This window comes from Thomasclavelia sp., from assembly GCF_047249845.1.
GTDB lineage: Bacteria > Bacillota_I > Bacilli_A > Erysipelotrichales > Coprobacillaceae > Thomasclavelia.
Window position 1 is genome coordinate 61,381 of the sequence record NZ_JBKTWO010000009.1, and the last position, 17,547, is coordinate 78,927.

The following is a 17,547-nucleotide window of genomic DNA, read 5'->3' on the forward strand; positions in this document are numbered from 1 at the left end:
CCCCTTTATTTTATTAATTTTAACAAAAATAAAAGCAATAATCAACTAGTTGATTATTGCTGGTTTTTCTTCCTTTTCAAACATCTCACTGATGTTGTCTTTAGATTGGATGATTAATTCCCTAACCTGTTTTAATGTTTCATCTGTAATCAAAATATCAAACGCTTCTTTAGCTGTTGTTGCTTCAACCGCAATTGCCAAATCTAAACGAAATAATTTTTTTTCATCCATGATAAAACCTCCTTTAATTTTTTAATAAATACTTACTATACTTATTTATCTCTTTTGGATGCATTTCAACTTTTAGATAAATACTATTTTCTAAATACTGAAATTCTAACACTAAATTATGTTGATGTAAATACTTGAATATCTCACCATCTTGATAAGGAATATTTAAATCATAAATAGCATAATCTTTAAAAAGGATATCACTGATAGTTTTTTCTAATTGATCTAATCCAATTCGCTCCTTAGCCGAAATAAAGACATATGGGTCTAACGGTACAATAAATCCATACTTGTTTAAATCAACTTTATTATATGCATATATCATCGGTGTATCCTTTACTCCTAATTCCTCTAATACTAAATTAGTTGTTTTAATATAAGATTCATAATTAGGATTTGAAGTATCTACAACCTGAATTAATAAATCTGCTTCAACAACTTCTTCTAATGTTGAACGAAAAGCCTGAATTAATTGATGTGGTAATCGTTCAATAAAACCGACTGTATCTGTAAGTAAACAAGGATGATGATTAATCATTACACTCCTTGTTGCTGTTTCTAAAGTTGCAAAGAGCATATCTTTTTGCAATACTTGCTTATCTTTATTAAGACAAAAAGCATTCATCAAAGTACTTTTACCACTATTAGTGTAACCAACTAAAGCTACTACTTTCATTTCATTGTTTTTACGTCTCTTTCGTTGATTCTGGCGCTGTCTAACTATTTTAGCTAATTGTTTTTTAGCTTGTAAAACATGATTTGCAATCAACCGGCGATCTAATTCTATCTGTTTTTCACCACTTCCACGAAAACCAGAACCTCCCTGTTGACTGTATAAATACTTTTTCATTCCTGCTAAACGTGGTAATAAATATTGCCCTTTAGCTATCTCAACTTGTAATTTAGCTTCTCTACTTTGAGCTCTAACTTCAAAAATACGCAAGATCAAATCAGTTCGGTCGGTTACTTCAATATCTAGTATATCTATTAGATTTTTTACTTGCAAAGGGGATAATTCTTCATCAAAAATTACTACATCCACATCCTCCAGCAAAGCTCTGATTTCTTTAACTTTACCTGTACCAATATATAGTGAAGGATTAATCTTATCTAAATTTTGAATACATTTTTTTGTTACTTTAATATTACATGCTTTACATAATTGTTCTAACTCTACCAATGAATTATCTAAGTCATAATTCATATCTTTATATCTTACTCCTACAATTAAGGCATTCATTTTTTCACCTCATCTAATTTTACCCTATCTTATCAAATATTACTAGAAGGAAAACATATGAAAAAATTAAATTACTATTTTACTTTATTATTAGTTGCATTTATAACATTATTTTCATTCTTTAATATGTTTCAAATCGTTTCACTATCTAACAATGTAATTAAAATTGTGATCAATAATCTTTTACCATCTCTTTTACCTTTTATGATCTTAATTTCTTTATGTTTATCATTAGGTTTATTGAATCTTTTTAGTTATTTAATTCAATGGTTTTTTAAACCATTATTTAAATTATCACCAATCATGTCTTCTATATACTTCATCTCTTTTTTTTGCGGTTATCCAACAAATGTTAAAATGATTAAAGAAGCTTATGAATTAAAATATATCGATAAAGATGAATTACAGCATTTATTATCAATTGCCTCATTTGCATCAATTTCTTTTATCTTTGTATCCTTAGATTTAGAAAATCCTGCAATCATTTATCTATGTCACTTAATTCCCAGTCTTATTAGAGCATTATTCTACCATAAACATTATTCATTTCAGACTCTTCAAGAGTCTCTTATCAAACTTAAGCAACCACATCTAAATTTTGTTGAGGCATTAAAACAAAGTATCCTTAGTTCTTGTTATGCTTTTATCTTTATTTTAGGTTATATGCTTGTTTTTCAATTTATTGGTTATGCTCTATCTCATGTAATCAACGATAGTTTTTTTTATGCTATTATTCAAGGTATTCTCGAATTTAGTTCAGGAAGTTTACAATTATTACAATTTAAACATACACCATTAGTTTATAGTTTAATTTGTTTTAATTTATCATTTAGTGGTCTTAGTGTTATGATGCAGACAGATAACTTATTATATGGAATTGATTATAGCTTTAAAAATTATTTTATGGCACGTTTATATCATGGCATATTTTCTTTTACAATTTGTTTAGTTATTTATACTTATATCTTATAATTAAATTAATTTCAGTTCTTATCATACTCAAATCTTAACCAATAGAAATGAGATATGAATTATAAATAAAAAAATTCTACGGCTTATTAATTTGTTATAACGATAATATAGTTATAGATAGTTAAACAAATACCTACTATATATTTTTATATTGTAAATCAACCGATTTAAATACAATTTTAAACTCAATAATTTTGAAATTATTTTAATGATACACTATACCTTGTTATGTCAATATAAAATTATAAGTCATTATATTATTGTTTCTAATAATATAAGCGGAATTAATGAAGTATGAAATTTAGAATAATACTACTCTTTCATTATAAATCATGATATAATTGTTATAAATTAGAAGATGATTATATATGTCTAAAAAAATTAAATTTTATCATAAAAATAAGGGATTTACATTAGTAGAATTAATTGTTGTTTTAGTAATTCTAGCTATTCTTGCTGCACTGTTAATTCCTGCTTTAACTAGTTATATTGATAAAGCTAATGAATCAAAAGTAGAAGGTCAGCTAAGAATACTTTCTAATGCAGCTCAATCAGCTTATAATGAGACCTATGCTACATACCCTGAAATTAAAGGTGAATCTCAGGTTGTATATAATAAAGTTTCAAGTAATAGTACCCAACCTTGGGATGTACTATTTACAAAAAAAGTTAAATCATATATTGGAACAGATCTTGATATAAATAATATTATTTCTATGGGATATTTTAATGGAAATTTAAAAATTTTTTATAAATATGGTGATTCAAAATATTTATATAGTAAAGAAAAGGATGGTACCGTTACTATTGAAAAATATTAGTATTATTGAAGTTATATAAAAAGTAGGTAGAACAATATCTATCTACTTTTTATATAAAGTAAAAATATTAAATAATTTTAAACTACTTTTCTCTACAATATATAGATAATATTAGAATATAATCTAAAAATATTATTATTTATAATTTAACATAAATGATAATTATTATCATTTAGTATTGACTATTAGTATAAAATAATATATTATAATAGTAACCATTACTATTATACAGAAGGAGGGAGCATATGACAAAGACCAGATATTCAAAACAAAGAGAACTCATTTATAAAAATCTAAAGGCAAGATGTGATCATCCAACCGCAGAAATAATTTATACAGAATTAAAAAAAGATAATCCTGGTTTAAGTTTAGGAACAGTGTATCGAAATTTGAACTTTTTAGCTGATGCTAAAATGATTAGAAAATTAGATGTAGGACAAACAACTGTACATTTTGATGCTGATCTTTCAGCTCACCATCATTTTATCTGCAATGAATGCCAACAAGTATATGACATTTTCTATGATGATGAAGTTATTAGTAATGATGCGCAAAAACAAACTGAACATAGAATCGAAAGAACTGATCTTGTTTTCAGTGGAACTTGCAAAAAATGTTTAGAAAATTAGAAGGACAAATGGAGGAAACTAACTATGACACTTAAAGGAACAAAAACGGCAAATAATTTAATGCATGCTTTTGCGGGAGAAAGCCAAGCACGTAATCGTTACACTTATTATGCATCAATCGCTAAAAAAGAAGGTTTTGTACAAATTCAAAATATCTTTTTAGAAACTGCAAATCAAGAAAAAGAACATGCTAAAAGATTAATGAAATTATTGAATAAAGATTTAGCGGGAGAAACTTTATATACCGAAGGAAATTTCCCTGTATTATTAGGAACTACTGCAGAAAACTTAAAAGCTGCTGCAGCTGGTGAAAACGAAGAATACAGTGATATGTATCCAAGTTTTGCTAAAACAGCACGTGAAGAGGGATTTGAAGATATTGCAGCCGTATTAGATAGTATTGCAATTGCTGAAAAGCATCATGAAGAAAGATATTTAAAGTTATTAGCTGCTTTAGAAGCTGGTAATACATTTAAAAGAGAAACACCTGTAGTTTGGAAATGTAATAACTGTGGATTTGTATATGAAGGTTTAGAAGCACCAGAAAGATGTCCTGCTTGTGATCATCCTCAAGCTCACTTTGAAGTAAATACATTTTTCTTAGGATAATTGATTGCCCCTGCTATAAAGGGGCTTTTTATATTGAAAAAAGATGAGATAATTGATATTATCTCATCACATATTATTATATATTTTTTCAAATTTATCTAAAATATAGTTGATAACTAAATTTGATGATAGCAATTAATTCTTTTATATTTTTCATTTTTGCCACCTCCTATGACTATATAATAACTCAACTTTTATCTAGCATCCATCGAATTTCATGACAATATTCTTACAATTTTGTAATATTTAAATTTGTGATATAATGACTATGAGGTGCAATAATGAAATTAATTATTTTATGGCTGATTAATACAATATTCGTTTTTCCATTAAAAATGATCACTTATATTTTAAAAATAATATTTAAAATTATTAATAATATATATTTTTATAATTTAGATTGGGAATATATTAATACTATGGAAGGTCATGAATTTGAATACTTTACTAAAACACTTTTAGAAAAAAATGGTTTTAAACAAGTTACTGTAAGTCAAAGTAGTAGTGATTATGGAATTGATGTTCTAGCTACTAAAAATAAATATAAATATGCAATTCAATGTAAACGTTATAACCAGAAAGTTGGAATTAAAGCTGTACAAGAGGCTAAAAGCGGTTGTGACTATTATCAATGTGATATTCCTGTAGTTTTTACTAATAATACTTTTAGTCCTGCTGCTATCAAACTTGCTAAAAGTACAGATGTAGAATTATGGGATAAAGAAACTCTTCATCACTATTTAAAAAAATCCAAACTACTTACTAAATCCCTGCCTTTTTATTATCCATTAATTTCTATTCTAATAATGATGCTAACTGGTTATTATTACTATTTATTAAAACAAGATTATTTATTAATTATTTTATTAGTTTGTCTATTTTTATTCTTTAGTATTATTATTAAAATATTTAAAGATAAAAGAAAATCTCCGTTAAAAATAACGGAGACTACTTATATGATTCATGATTATCGCGATACTATTAAATAGTATCGTTTATTATTTGCTTTTGTTTATAATTATAAAACATCAAACAAGAACCAGCCAAAACTATTACAATTACAACTATTAAGATAAAACAATGCATAAAAAATGTTTCTGGTAAAATTCTAATTACCGGATCACTATGATAATCAAATATCCAAAAATCATTTCTAAAAACTAATTTATGAAATATTATAAAAGCATTATTAAAATCTAATGCTACAACGAACCCTAGCATTGAAGGTATAATAATCGTCAACATTCCAGATAGTTTTAAAAAACGATATTCTTTTTCTCTTAATCGCTTCATAACCATTGGTATAGAAATTAACCCACTAATAACCATAAATACTTGAATTACTTCAAAAATAGTTTTAACTTCTTGAAAATGAATTCTCCCATTAGTTGACATAATAAAATCTGGTAAATTTAATTCTCCCTGATAAAAAATCGATTGATAATTAATTAAAATATCATAATTTTCTTTTATTACTTTGATAGGCATTCCACTAGTAATATCAATATTTAAGTAATCTATATCAAAATAATACAATTGTTTAAAAAAAACAGTAAATACGATTGCAAACGAAATAAAAAAGATCATTAACATAATTGATAAAAAAATGTCTTTTTTATCATAACTCATATAAGAAATCTTCTCCTTTTTGAACTTCTACTTTAGATAGATTAGGATAATTTTGCTGTCTTAAAACTTCATATATACAAATTGCTGCACAATTTGATAAGTTAAGGCTTCTAACTTTATCACTCATTGGAATTCTTAAACAACGCTCTAAATGTTTAGTTAAAATTTCTTTAGGAATTCCATCATGTTCATGACCAAAAAATAAATAATGCTCCTTATCATTATCACTAAAATCCTGATCAGTGTAACAAAGATGAGAATAACGTGTGAAAAAATGATATTCACCAGGATTTTTCTGTTCAAACTCTTCATAACTTTCATATACATTTAAATTTAAATCTTTAACATAATCTAATCCTGCACGTTTCATCTTTTTATCATCTAAGTCAAAACTCATTGGTTTAATGATATGTAAACTTGTATTAGTAGCTACACAAGTTCTCATTATATTCCCTGTATTTTGAGGGATTGCTGGATGTACTAAAACAATATGATTCATTATATAACCTCCTTTAAAATAGTATATAGCTGTTTTAAAGCCTTGGCACGATGGGAATATCGATTTTTTTCTTCCATCGGCATCATTGCAGAAGTCATTTTACATGGAGGAAAATAAAAAATCGGATCGTAACCAAAACCATTTTCACCCTCAATCTTATCATTGATCAATCCTTCCATTGTTTCTTCAATTAAGATTGGTTCATGCTCTGGAATAACTAATGCCATCGCACAAACAAAGCGAGCACTTCTATCCTTGTCTTTAACTGCATCGATGATATATTGATTCTTTATTTTATAACTTGTATCATGACCTAAAAAGCGGGCTGAATAGATACCTGGTTGTTTATCTAAAGCATCCACTTCTAATCCACTATCATCAGCTAAAACTGGTTTGTTAACAATGTTTGCAATAGTTTGAGCTTTAATTAAAGCATTTTCTTTAAAAGTCTTTCCATTTTCTTCAATTTCTATTTCTTGATCTAATACCTCATTCATCGCTAATACTTCAATATTTATATCCTTTAACATTGCTTGTATTTCTTTTATTTTACCTTTATTAGTTGAAGCTACAATTAATTGTCTCATTTTTTTACCTCTATTCCTAAAACCTTTTTAACTTTATTAATTGGCATATCTAATCCTGTCCAAATTTTAAACGACTCCGCACCCTGATATAATAGCATTAATTCACCATTCATAATTTCACACCCTGCATCAAGCGCCATCTGTAACATTTTAGTAATTGCTGGTTGATATATAATATCAACTACTTTTAAATTAGAATGAAAATATGAACTATCTGGTACAACTGATTGATTTAACATTGGTTCCATTCCTACTCCCGTTGTATTTATAAACAAATAACTATCTTGCATATCTTGTTTTAAGTTGTATGTATCACTTAATGATTTTAAAGTAATTAAACATCCAGTTTCTTTATTTGTATTATTAATAATTTCAATAAATTCTTTACGAATCGTTCGATTATAAACGACTATTTCTTTAGCACCATCAAGCGCCATCTGAACCATGATTGCAGTTGATGCTCCCCCAGCTCCTACCATAGTTATTTTCTTATTTTCAATAGTCCATTTTTTTTCTTCAAGACTTTTAATAAGACCTATTCCATCAGTAATCGTACCATAATATTTATCATCTTTTAAAACAATCGTATTTACAGCATTACATAATTTTGAAGCTGTTGAAATTTGATCTAGATATGGAATAATGTTTTGTTTATGCGGCATTGAAACATTAGCCCCTTTTACTCCCATTGCTTTAAAACCATTTATAGCATCTTTTAATTTATCACTTTTTATATCAAAAGCCAAATATACACTATCTATCCCTAGTTCTTTAAAAGCACAATTATGCATTACAGGTGATTTTGAATGATGGGCTGGACTGGCTATAAATGCATATAAGCTAGTTGTTGCACTAATCTTTGATTCCATGATATTCCTCCATATTTTGTGGTTATTATAGCATAGATAGACTTAAGTTTGCAGTTTTAGAAAAAATATATTTTTATTTTTTATATCCTATATAATAATAAATGCTTAAGAATAGTAGTAACTAATCATTGATTCTGAATTTGTAAAGAATATATCTTTCACATCATTTTTATCAATACTAAAAACCTGCTCTTAAGTTAAAATTAAGTAATATAAACAAGGGGGATAAAATAATGTCTAAATACAAATTAATAGCCTTTGATATGGATGGTACATTATTAAATAGTCAAAAAAGAATTTCAAAACCTACAGTTATTGCATTAAATAAAGCAATTAATAACAAAAAACATGTCGTATTATCCACTGGAAGAGCAATAGTCGAGTTAAATGACTATAAAGATGAACTTTCTAATCTACAATATGGTATTTGTGAAAGCGGTGCATTAGTTTATGATTTTAAAAACAATAAAATAATTCACCAAGATACAATTCCCTTACCCATAATAAAGAAGATATTAGATATCACTTATCAAGAAGATATTATGATCCATCTGCTTACTAATGGTAACTCAGTTATATATAAAGATGATTTAGATAAAATGCAAAAATATAATATGGACATATATAAACCAATGTTTACTAGAGTTGCAACAACAGTTGATGATATCTATGATTATGCTATTAAAAATAAAATAGAAAAAATCAATCTGTATCACACAAATTCTAGTAATAGAAAAAAAACATATGACACACTTAAAAATTTACCTCTTTCATTTGCGTTAGCTGAAACAACTTCATTAGAAATTACATCTTTAAATGTAACTAAAGCAAAAGGATTAAAGGTATTATGTAACTATTTAAATATAGATATAACTGAGTCTATTGCTGTAGGTGATTCAAACAATGATCTTGATATTTTAAAAACTGCAGGTCTAGCAATTGCAATGAAAAATGCTAAAGATAATATTAAATTAGTATGTGATATCATTGTAAGTGATAATGACCATGATGGTTGTAAGGAAGCTATTGAAAGTTATTTATTGTAAAAAACGGTTAATTCTAAATTATGCTATCATTTTAGAATTAACTATTTTTATTTCTATAAATAATATTGCTGATAATAATGTACTCTTAATAAATCACAAATAGTCATAATCTGGTAATTAAAATTTATACCATCAAACTTACCAGGTACTTGAATTACATAATCAGCTATTTTATCTTCGCCAAAAGTATAAGCCTTATTTTGAGTAATTAAAATAGATGTGGCTTTATCGACACCCAATTCTCTTTTTATTTGGACAAATGAATTCATTGAGCGTCCAGTTGCAGATATAAATATTGTTACATCATTTTCATCAAGATCAATATCTTTATCAAAATTATGATATTGAATAACAGGTTTACCAAAAGTTACTAGATCAGTTTGAAATTCAACCGCTATTGACATTGGATATAAAGCCCCAACCAGTATAACTCTCTTTGCTTTAAAAATAGCTTCACAAATAATTGAAATGTATTCTTTCATTGTTTCATTAGTACAAGCCTTTTCCATTTCATCAATAAGTCTTTCACTACTAACCCCTAACATTCTAGCACGAATTTGATCCAAACGAATCATATGATCTCTAATTAATTTTGCTTTAAAACTTTTATAATCATCAAAACCAAGCAAAATACAGAAATCTAAAATATCCTCTTTACTAATTCCACTTCTTTGACTAACTTCATCAAATGTTAGATCCTCTAATTCTAAATAATTATATACTATAAATTTACAAAATTGGTAATGAGAATCATATAATAACGTTCCATTTAAATATGTTAAGATTCTACTAAGTAATAAATTCATAATTTGCCTCCTTTATGACATTTTATTTTTTTTTAATTACATGTACCTGCATATTATTTAAACATAAACAATTTAACTGTCCATTTTCAAATGGCCCTAAACCACCATCAATTCCAATTTTATCCTTATAAACCGGATCATACCACACATCAAAACAATTACTTGTTTGACGAATATAACATGTTGGTGTATGACCAAAAATAATAATCTTATTATCCAAACCTTTAGACATAAAAAAATACTCTCGCATCCATGCACATTCTTCTTCACTTTGATCATATAATCCTTTTTCAGGATTAATTCCTGCATGAATCAGTACATAATCTTGACCATTACAGTTTAGTTCAATAAAAGATGGACAACTATCTATATAATCAATCATCATTTTATAAAAAGCTGCTTTTAAAACTTGATAATCACATTTATTAAACGCTTTTTTATGTAAATATTGATGATAACTTGTACATGTTTTATTTCCACCATTTTGAAACCACATCCTTCTTTGAGAAGACTCTGGATCATCAACTTTGAAAGCATCACGCATCATAATTTCATGATTACCTTTAATTAGATGGATATTTTTAAACTTTTGTATATAAAGATATATTTTTAAACTATCTGGTCCACGATCACAGCAATCCCCTAAAATAAACAATGTATCGCTCTCACAAAAATTTATTTTTTTAAGCATTTTAATAAAAATATCATAATGACCATGTAAATCTGAAAGTACATAAATATTATTAGACATAATCATCACCCTTTCATTTATAAGTTTAACACTATTTTATAACTTTTTAAACTTATAAAAAAATCTACAGTTATCTGTAGATTTATTTTTTTGGTTTTATCATCATAAATAAAGGCAATCCTAACAATATACCCCCACCTGCAATATTCCCTAAAGTTGAAATAAGCATATGTAATGGTAACGAAGACCAGTCAAAGCTTGTCCCTAATCCTGTAACCCCTAATGTAAAATATCCCATATTAGCAATACTATGCTCAAATCCAGGTAATACAAAAGCCATAACAACAATCATCATTATAATTGTTTTAGCAGTATCATCCTGCATTTTCATTCCCACATAAGCCCCAACACAAACAATAAAATTACACAGTACACCTTTTATAAACAATTCTACAACATCAAATGTTAATTTACCCTTAACGATACTTTCAATATATGTAATAAATAAATCATGATTACTACCACTTTTTACAAATAAAAAACATAATAATGAAATTCCAATAAAATTACCAATATAACATACAATCCACATAGGAATAATTTGTCTAAATTTTAATTTTTTTCCATACACAGGTATCATTGTTGTAAAACAATTTCCTGTAAATAACTCAGAACCTAGAATTACAATAATTACTAATCCAATCCCAAAAGAACCTGCTACAGCAATCTTAGAAGCAATTAAATTATTTTGAAACAACAATGTTCCTAAGGTTGTAGATAAAATAGTTGCTAATCCTAAATAAAGACCCGCTACAATTGAACGAGCTAAAAAGCGCCCTGGTTCATCACGACACATTTCATATTTTTTTATACCTAAATCCGATAACATTTCAAAGCTCATAAAAAAACCCTCCAAATCTTTTTTATTATAAACCAAATTACTTTTAAGTTCAACAAATTACAACATCTTAACTATTCTAAAAAAATATAGGTATTATATATTTAATGAGATATTTAGCTAAATTTATTCATAATAATACAATAATTTCCCAGGAAATAACTTAATTTATTTTTTCAAGTTCCTAAAAATAGAAATTTTTTAAACTTGTTAAGAAATAATTTAAAGTGTACAATATAAATATTGGAGGAGATATAATGAAAGATGGATATATTCGTGTAGCTGCTGCTTCATTTGATACTAGTATCGCTAATGTAAAAAGTAACAGTTTAAAAATTTGTAAATTAATAAATAATGCTTATGAAAATAATGCTAAAATAATCGTATTCCCTGAGTTATGCCTAACTGGATACACATGTGAAGATTTATTTAATCAAGATCGTCTATTAAATGAAGCTAAAATACAATTGCAAGTCATTATTGATGAAACAGTTAAAAAAGATATTATTGCTGTTGTTGGTTTACCATATCAGCATATAAATAGTTTATATAATGTTGCTGCTATAATTCACAAAGGAAAATTACTTGGATTAGTGCCTAAAACACATATTCCTAATTATCAAGAATTTTATGAAGCGAGACGTTTTGAAACTGCTCCTAAAAACAATACTACAATTATTTTTAATGGTGAAAGTATTCCTTTTGGTACCCACTATATATTTGCTTCATCAACAAATCCCGAATTTAAATTTGGTGTAGAAATTTGTGAAGATTTATGGTTACCTGATCCCCCAAGTATTAAGCTTGCTTTAAATGGTGCTAATCTAATTTTGAATCCTTCTGCAAGTAATGAAATTACCACTAAAAAAGATTACCGTCGTTTACTTGTAAACTCACAATCAGCACGTTTAGTATGTGGTTATATTTATAGCAATGCTGGAAGTGGTGAAAGTACTACTGATGTAGTTTTTAGTGGTCATCACATAATTAGTGAAAATGGTACAATGATCAAAGAAAGTTGTGGTTTTAAAAGTGAACTTATTTATGGTGATCTTGATTTAAAAAAATTGTCTAGTGAACGTCGAAAAATGACTACATTTAAATCACAATGTGATTATGAAACCATTTACTTTAATTCAAGTAATATTGATTTAGAAACTACTTATTACTACGATCCACACCCATTTGTACCTAGTGACTATACATTAAGAGCCAAACGTTGTAAAGAAGTATTTGATATTCAAACTCGTGGATTAATGCAACGTTTACAAGCTACTGGAATAAAAAAAGTTGTTATTGGTATTTCTGGTGGTTTAGATTCTACTTTAGCACTCCTTGTTTGTACTATGGCATTTAAAAACTTAGGGTATGAAAATAAAGATATTATTGCTATTACAATGCCTTGCTTTGGAACTACTTCAAGAACAAAGAATAATGCTTTAGGTTTAATGGATGAATTAAGTGTTACTAGTTATGATATTGATATAACTGAAAGTGTAAAAGTTCAATTTAAAGATATTGAACAAGATGAAAATATTCATGATGTAACTTATGAAAATGTTCAAGCAAGGACAAGAACTGAAATTCTAATGAATAAAGCAAATCAAGTTGGAGGGTTAGTAATTGGAACAGGTGATTTATCAGAAGTAGCTTTAGGATGGTCAACATACAATGGAGATCATATGTCTATGTATGCTGTTAATGTTTCTGTTCCTAAAACATTAGTTCGTTATCTAGTTGATTATGTTGCTAGTTTATATCATGGTCAAAAATTAGAAGCTATCTTAAAAGATGTTCTAGATACCCCTGTTTCACCTGAATTATTACCTCAAAAGGATGACAAAATCGTTCAAAAAACCGAGGATATCGTTGGTCCATATGAATTACATGATTTCTTTTTATATCATATGATCCGTTTTGGTGATGAACCACGTAAATTATTTAGAAAAACTCAATTAGCATTCAAAAATAAATATAATAAAGAAACAATTAAAAAATGGTTAACCAAATTTTATTGGCGCTTCTTTACTCAACAATTTAAACGTAGTTGTATTCCAGATGGTCCTAAGGTTGGTAGTGTATCTCTTTCACCCCGAGGTGATTGGCGAATGCCTAGTGATGCAAATGTAAAAGAATGGATTACTGAAATTGAAAAATTATAAATACATAGAGTTAGTGGATTTACTAACTCTTTTAATATATAAAAAATAGTTGGATAGCATTTACAATATTGTTATATTTCCATTTATAAACGTTATATATTTAAATCTATTATAAATTTTCCTATTAAACACACTATTAAAAAAACTTATATACTTTATTTATTAAAGATAACTTCAGATACTTTTTGAACTAAAATTGGTTGTATATTAGGATATGTCCAATCATTAGGCAGCATATCAAATAGTTGTATCCGCTCCATTTCAAAATGAGGTAATTCTTCAAAAGAATAAATATCAGCAAAATAAAGCATACCAAAAGTTTCTTGATAATCATCTAATACTGAATACACACAAATCGGAGTTAAATCAAATATTTTAGCTCCTGTTTCTTCCCACAATTCTCTTTTAGCTGTATCTTCGATAATTTCGTTACTTTCCCGATGTCCTCCAGGACATTCATATGTATCACGATTTTTATGTTTACAAAATACCCATTTACCATTATACTTAGAAACAATTACTGCAAATTTTAGCAATTCATTTGCAACTTGTTCATAAAATCTTACAGTTATCATAATAACTCCTCTTTTTTCATTATTTAATAAATCACCTTTAACTAATTTATATAACTGATTACCACAAGCCAATTATAGCTCAGGTAATTTTTATTTTATCTTCTAAATATGATCATAAATATAATGTAGCGTTTATATTATTAATTCAAGCTACTTTTAAACACTATTTTATATTTATTGCCTGATACCAGAATAACCTGGCAAAAGATAATGGACCTTCTTATAAAATGAGCAATTTCCTAAAATTTCATAATATCATATCAAAGCTCTTAATATACTATCACACATAAGAAGCGTGTTAAGGGAAATACTGTCTATAAAAATGATTAAAAAAGGGTGTAGTTCTTATACTAATAAAACATACTATACAATGTTTTCACCCAATAAAATTTTAGGCATTGTGGTTAAGCAACGATTCCATCTATTATAAAATCGCTCCAATCCAAGCTTTGAAACATGAGCATGAGTTTCTTCATCCTCAACTGTCCAATGTAAAATATACGTGACCTTACCTACCCATTTTGTCAAGCGAATAGCTGGTTTACCTTCCTTGACAGCATTGAAATTCTCTTGCCGATGTGTTCGTTTGATATACTTCACTTCAATAACTCCAGGTTGCGAAAGGTAAAACTCGGCAACCTCTTTCATTAAAGCTTCAATTTCATCTTGTTTATTAATTTTCACTTCATAAATACAAATTTCATTAAACACCCCAAATCCTCCTTTACAAACATATAGCTAGTTTTTTTAATTTTAATATGGGTGTATAGAAATGTCAAATAGCTTACTTTGTACTTCTTTATCTGTTGGCACACATACTACTTACTTACTATTTTATCATTTGTAAAATAGTATGTAAGTGGTATCAAACTTTTCCAGCTAAAAAAGCAATTTAATATTCATCAAATATTTACCATTCTTTATAATAATACAAAAGGATTAGATATTCTTTTGTAAAAAAGAAAGTCTAATCCTTTAATCAAATATTAATACATTCCACCTGGCATTGTTGGAGCAGCAGGTTCTTCAGATTTAATCTCAGCTACTCCAACTTCTGTTGTTATAAATAATGCTGAAATACTAGCCGCATTTAATAAAGCACTACGTGTAACTTTAGTTGGGTCAATAATTCCTTCATCAAACATATCAACCCATTTACCAGCTTTAGCATCAAATCCAACATTCTTATCAGCATTCTTTTGTCCATCAACAATATCTTCTGAATTATATCCGGCATTTTCTGCGATTTGGCATATTGGTGCTAATAATGCTTCCATAACAATATTAATACCTTTTTGTATATCTACATTATCATTTTTTAGTACTGGTTTTAATTCATTATAGGCTTCAACTAAAGCAGCACCACCACCAATTACAATACCTTCAGACACTGCAGCTTTTGTAGCATTTAATGCATCTTCAATACGCAATTTCTTTTCTTTTAATTCACTTTCTGTAGTAGCACCAACTTTAATTGTAGCTACACCATTAGTTAATTTACCAAGACGTTCTTGATATTGTTTTTTATCATAATCACTAGTTGTATTAGTAATTCTAGTTTTGATTTCATTAATCCGTTCTTTTAATTCTTCACTAGCTTCATTTCCACTAATCATTGTTGTATTATCTTTTGTAACTATTACTTTTTTAATTGTACCTAGTTCTTCTAACTTCATTTCTTCTAATTTCATATTTAAATCTTTATTATAGAACTTAGTATCTGTTAAAGCAGCAATATCTTGAAGTATTTCTTTTTGGTTATCACCAAAACCTGGTGCTTTAGTAGCAACAACATTAAACGTACCTCTTAGTTTATTTAATACTAGTGTCGAAATAACTTCATTTTCAAAATCTTCAGCAATTAATAATAATGGTTTATTAGCTTGTAATACTTGTTCTAAAATAGGTAATATCTCTTGAATGTTATTTATTTTATAATTAGTAACTAATACATAAGGATTTTCTAATTCTACTTGCATTTTTTCACGATCAGAAACCATATATGGAGATACATAACCTTTGTCATATTGCATACCTTCACTAATTTCTAATTCATTATCAAACCCATTACTTTCATCTACATTTATGATGCCATCACGACCAACTTTATCCATTGCTTCTGCAATTAAATCACCAATTTCTTTACTTCCTGCAGAAATAGTAGCAACACTAGCAACATCATTACTTGTTTCTACTTTACGTGAATTCTTTAAAATTGATTTAGCAACTTCTTTACTTGCATATTCAATTCCTTCACGCATTAGCACTGGATTACATCCTTTATCAACTGCTTTAATTCCATTGTTGATCATATTACGAGCAAGAATGGTTGCAGTAGTAGTCCCATCACCAGCTACATCATTAGTATTATTTGCAACTTCATATACTAATTTAGCACCCATATTTTCAAATTTATCTTCTAATTCGATTTCTTTAGCAATACTTACTCCATCATTAGTAATTAATGGAGAACCATAACTTTTTTCTAAAACCACATTACGGCCTTTAGGTCCTAAAGTAATACATACAGCATCTGCAAGTGTATTTACACCTTTTAACATCGCCTTACGGGCATCACTTGAAAATCTTACTTCTTTACTCATCGTTAATTACCTCCTAAGCAATACTTGCTAAAATATCTTTAACACTAATTACAATATATTCAACTTCATCAATCTCAATATTCGTACCTGAATATTCTTTATACACTACCTTATCATTTTCTTTGATCTCGGCTTTACAATCAGGACCAACCGCGACAACTGTTGCCACACTTGGAATTTTTTTAGTTTCGGTTGTTAAAATAATTCCACTTGATGTTTTGTTTTCTACTTCTTCTTTTTTCAAAATAACGTTATCATGTAATGGCTTAATCATTTTAATCACTCCTTTTTTAGCACTTGCCATCCTTTAGTGCTAAGAACATTATACTCCATCCTAGCACTTTGTCAACAACAGTGCTAAAAAATATTTAATTTTTTTATAAAAGAAAACCAGAGAAATTTTCTCTGGTTTAAAAGTATAATAAATTACTATTTATTTTTTTTCTTTTTCTTACTTCCATAGAAGACAATTGACGCCGCTGCTAAACCAGCTAATGGATACATCATACTTGCTGTATCTCCTGTCTTAGTAGCATTTACCTTTGTATCACCTGGTTTTACTGTACTTTCAGGATTTGTTGGATTAGCTACTAATCCTGCCATTGCTTTGGTTAATCCATTTATCGCATTTTCTACTTCTTCTGCTGTTGCTTCTGGATTATTTAATATCGCATTTGCTT

Annotated in this window: 21 protein-coding genes; 7 read left to right on the plus strand and 14 right to left on the minus strand. The window is 27.5% G+C overall.

The annotated features are described in order from the left end of the window. Positions 1-45: 45 nt before the first annotated feature. Complete coding sequence (locus ACLR9T_RS03845) at positions 46-231, minus strand: hypothetical protein (RefSeq protein ID WP_092354716.1); 186 nt, start codon at positions 229-231, stop codon at positions 46-48. A gap of 13 nt (positions 232-244) precedes the next feature. After that, on the minus strand, positions 245-1,471 hold the full coding sequence (gene hflX / locus ACLR9T_RS03850) for a GTPase HflX (RefSeq protein WP_413108215.1): 1,227 nt from the start codon (positions 1,469-1,471) through the stop codon (positions 245-247). Positions 1,472-1,528: 57 nt separating this feature from the next. Between hflX and ACLR9T_RS03855 the strand changes: the two genes are divergently transcribed. From ACLR9T_RS03855 to ACLR9T_RS03875, 5 genes are all read left to right on the plus strand, one after another. Beyond that, on the plus strand, positions 1,529-2,443 hold the full coding sequence (locus ACLR9T_RS03855; protein ID WP_413108216.1) for a nucleoside recognition domain-containing protein: 915 nt from the start codon (positions 1,529-1,531) through the stop codon (positions 2,441-2,443). Between the two features lie 368 nt (positions 2,444-2,811). Beyond that, positions 2,812-3,264 carry a prepilin-type N-terminal cleavage/methylation domain-containing protein gene (locus ACLR9T_RS03860; protein WP_413108217.1) on the plus strand — a complete coding sequence of 151 codons (453 nt, stop codon included), beginning with the start codon at positions 2,812-2,814 and terminating at the stop codon, positions 3,262-3,264. Positions 3,265-3,509: 245 nt separating this feature from the next. Continuing rightward, positions 3,510-3,893, plus strand: a complete 384-nt coding sequence (locus ACLR9T_RS03865; protein WP_413108218.1) for a Fur family transcriptional regulator — start codon at positions 3,510-3,512, stop codon at positions 3,891-3,893. A gap of 24 nt (positions 3,894-3,917) precedes the next feature. Next, on the plus strand, positions 3,918-4,502 hold the full coding sequence (gene rbr / locus ACLR9T_RS03870; protein WP_413108219.1) for a rubrerythrin: 585 nt from the start codon (positions 3,918-3,920) through the stop codon (positions 4,500-4,502). A gap of 281 nt (positions 4,503-4,783) precedes the next feature. Beyond that, complete coding sequence (locus tag ACLR9T_RS03875; protein WP_413108220.1) at positions 4,784-5,491, plus strand: restriction endonuclease; 708 nt, start codon at positions 4,784-4,786, stop codon at positions 5,489-5,491. On the opposite strand, the gene ACLR9T_RS03880 is transcribed toward ACLR9T_RS03875, so the two are convergent. From ACLR9T_RS03880 to aroE, 4 genes are read right to left on the minus strand one after another with little or no spacing between them, the layout of a single operon-like run. Next, complete coding sequence (locus ACLR9T_RS03880; RefSeq protein WP_413108221.1) at positions 5,484-6,131, minus strand: TIGR01906 family membrane protein; 648 nt, start codon at positions 6,129-6,131, stop codon at positions 5,484-5,486. The genes ACLR9T_RS03875 and ACLR9T_RS03880 overlap by 8 nt on opposite strands. Further along, the gene (locus tag ACLR9T_RS03885) at positions 6,121-6,630 is read right to left on the minus strand and encodes a tRNA (cytidine(34)-2'-O)-methyltransferase (protein WP_413108222.1); all 510 of its coding nucleotides are present in this window, start codon (positions 6,628-6,630) and stop codon (positions 6,121-6,123) included. Before ACLR9T_RS03885 ends, ACLR9T_RS03880 begins: the two co-directional genes overlap by 11 nt. Further along, positions 6,630-7,217: an RdgB/HAM1 family non-canonical purine NTP pyrophosphatase gene (rdgB, locus tag ACLR9T_RS03890; RefSeq protein ID WP_413108223.1), complete on the minus strand. Its 588-nt coding sequence runs from the start codon at positions 7,215-7,217 to the stop codon at positions 6,630-6,632. The genes ACLR9T_RS03885 and rdgB overlap by 1 nt, the downstream gene beginning before the upstream one ends. Next, positions 7,214-8,086, minus strand: a complete 873-nt coding sequence (aroE, locus tag ACLR9T_RS03895) for a shikimate dehydrogenase (protein ID WP_413108224.1) — start codon at positions 8,084-8,086, stop codon at positions 7,214-7,216. Before aroE ends, rdgB begins: the two co-directional genes overlap by 4 nt. Positions 8,087-8,319: 233 nt before the next feature. On the opposite strand from aroE, the gene ACLR9T_RS03900 reads away from it, so the two are divergent. Beyond that, the gene (locus tag ACLR9T_RS03900) at positions 8,320-9,132 is read left to right on the plus strand and encodes a Cof-type HAD-IIB family hydrolase (RefSeq protein WP_413108225.1); all 813 of its coding nucleotides are present in this window, start codon (positions 8,320-8,322) and stop codon (positions 9,130-9,132) included. Between the two features lie 53 nt (positions 9,133-9,185). On the opposite strand, the gene ACLR9T_RS03905 is transcribed toward ACLR9T_RS03900, so the two are convergent. The 3 genes from ACLR9T_RS03905 to ACLR9T_RS03915 form a co-directional block, all read right to left on the minus strand. Further along, entirely contained in the window at positions 9,186-9,938 is a 753-nt protein-coding gene (locus tag ACLR9T_RS03905; RefSeq protein ID WP_413108226.1) for a MurR/RpiR family transcriptional regulator, read from the minus strand. 22 nt (positions 9,939-9,960) lie between these two features. Further along, entirely contained in the window at positions 9,961-10,689 is a 729-nt protein-coding gene (locus tag ACLR9T_RS03910) for a metallophosphoesterase (RefSeq protein ID WP_413108227.1), read from the minus strand. Positions 10,690-10,771: 82 nt separating this feature from the next. Next, positions 10,772-11,530 (minus strand): formate/nitrite transporter family protein, encoded by a 759-nt coding sequence (locus tag ACLR9T_RS03915; RefSeq protein WP_413108228.1) that lies wholly within the window; start codon positions 11,528-11,530, stop codon positions 10,772-10,774. Positions 11,531-11,784: 254 nt separating this feature from the next. Here ACLR9T_RS03915 and ACLR9T_RS03920 point away from each other — a divergent pair, with 254 nt between their 5' ends. Beyond that, complete coding sequence (locus ACLR9T_RS03920) at positions 11,785-13,689, plus strand: NAD(+) synthase (RefSeq protein WP_413108229.1); 1,905 nt, start codon at positions 11,785-11,787, stop codon at positions 13,687-13,689. 155 nt (positions 13,690-13,844) lie between these two features. Here ACLR9T_RS03920 and ACLR9T_RS03925 read toward each other — a convergent pair whose 3' ends face one another. The 5 genes from ACLR9T_RS03925 to ACLR9T_RS03945 all read right to left on the minus strand — a co-directional run. Beyond that, entirely contained in the window at positions 13,845-14,264 is a 420-nt protein-coding gene (locus ACLR9T_RS03925) for an NUDIX hydrolase (protein ID WP_413108230.1), read from the minus strand. A 363-nt stretch (positions 14,265-14,627) separates the two neighbouring features. Next, positions 14,628-14,975: a hypothetical protein gene (locus ACLR9T_RS03930; protein WP_413108231.1), complete on the minus strand. Its 348-nt coding sequence runs from the start codon at positions 14,973-14,975 to the stop codon at positions 14,628-14,630. Between the two features lie 275 nt (positions 14,976-15,250). Next, a complete protein-coding gene (gene groL, locus ACLR9T_RS03935; protein ID WP_413108232.1) occupies positions 15,251-16,867 on the minus strand; it encodes a chaperonin GroEL in 1,617 nt (538 codons plus the stop codon). Positions 16,868-16,880: 13 nt separating this feature from the next. After that, on the minus strand, positions 16,881-17,141 hold the full coding sequence (locus tag ACLR9T_RS03940; protein ID WP_413108233.1) for a GroES family chaperonin: 261 nt from the start codon (positions 17,139-17,141) through the stop codon (positions 16,881-16,883). Between the two features lie 155 nt (positions 17,142-17,296). Beyond that, positions 17,297-17,547, minus strand: a 251-nt coding sequence (locus ACLR9T_RS03945; RefSeq protein ID WP_413108234.1) for an LPXTG cell wall anchor domain-containing protein, incomplete at its 5' end; no start/stop codon positions are given.

Excerpts from the sequence above, each read along its gene's own strand:
- ACLR9T_RS03845 (WP_092354716.1), bottom strand. The coding sequence starts at position 231 with ATGGATGAAAAAAAATTATTTCGTTTAGATTTGGCAATTGCGGTTGAA.
- hflX (WP_413108215.1), bottom strand. The coding sequence starts at position 1,471 with ATGAATGCCTTAATTGTAGGAGTAAGATATAAAGATATGAATTATGAC.
- ACLR9T_RS03855 (WP_413108216.1), top strand. The coding sequence starts at position 1,529 with ATGAAAAAATTAAATTACTATTTTACTTTATTATTAGTTGCATTTATA.
- ACLR9T_RS03860 (WP_413108217.1), top strand. The coding sequence starts at position 2,812 with ATGTCTAAAAAAATTAAATTTTATCATAAAAATAAGGGATTTACATTA.
- ACLR9T_RS03865 (WP_413108218.1), top strand. The coding sequence starts at position 3,510 with ATGACAAAGACCAGATATTCAAAACAAAGAGAACTCATTTATAAAAAT.
- rbr (WP_413108219.1), top strand. The coding sequence starts at position 3,918 with ATGACACTTAAAGGAACAAAAACGGCAAATAATTTAATGCATGCTTTT.
- ACLR9T_RS03875 (WP_413108220.1), top strand. The coding sequence starts at position 4,784 with ATGAAATTAATTATTTTATGGCTGATTAATACAATATTCGTTTTTCCA.
- ACLR9T_RS03880 (WP_413108221.1), bottom strand. The coding sequence starts at position 6,131 with ATGAGTTATGATAAAAAAGACATTTTTTTATCAATTATGTTAATGATC.
- ACLR9T_RS03885 (WP_413108222.1), bottom strand. The coding sequence starts at position 6,630 with ATGAATCATATTGTTTTAGTACATCCAGCAATCCCTCAAAATACAGGG.
- rdgB (WP_413108223.1), bottom strand. The coding sequence starts at position 7,217 with ATGAGACAATTAATTGTAGCTTCAACTAATAAAGGTAAAATAAAAGAA.
- aroE (WP_413108224.1), bottom strand. The coding sequence starts at position 8,086 with ATGGAATCAAAGATTAGTGCAACAACTAGCTTATATGCATTTATAGCC.
- ACLR9T_RS03900 (WP_413108225.1), top strand. The coding sequence starts at position 8,320 with ATGTCTAAATACAAATTAATAGCCTTTGATATGGATGGTACATTATTA.
- ACLR9T_RS03905 (WP_413108226.1), bottom strand. The coding sequence starts at position 9,938 with ATGAATTTATTACTTAGTAGAATCTTAACATATTTAAATGGAACGTTA.
- ACLR9T_RS03910 (WP_413108227.1), bottom strand. The coding sequence starts at position 10,689 with ATGTCTAATAATATTTATGTACTTTCAGATTTACATGGTCATTATGAT.
- ACLR9T_RS03915 (WP_413108228.1), bottom strand. The coding sequence starts at position 11,530 with ATGAGCTTTGAAATGTTATCGGATTTAGGTATAAAAAAATATGAAATG.
- ACLR9T_RS03920 (WP_413108229.1), top strand. The coding sequence starts at position 11,785 with ATGAAAGATGGATATATTCGTGTAGCTGCTGCTTCATTTGATACTAGT.
- ACLR9T_RS03925 (WP_413108230.1), bottom strand. The coding sequence starts at position 14,264 with ATGATAACTGTAAGATTTTATGAACAAGTTGCAAATGAATTGCTAAAA.
- groL (WP_413108232.1), bottom strand. The coding sequence starts at position 16,867 with ATGAGTAAAGAAGTAAGATTTTCAAGTGATGCCCGTAAGGCGATGTTA.
- ACLR9T_RS03940 (WP_413108233.1), bottom strand. The coding sequence starts at position 17,141 with ATGATTAAGCCATTACATGATAACGTTATTTTGAAAAAAGAAGAAGTA.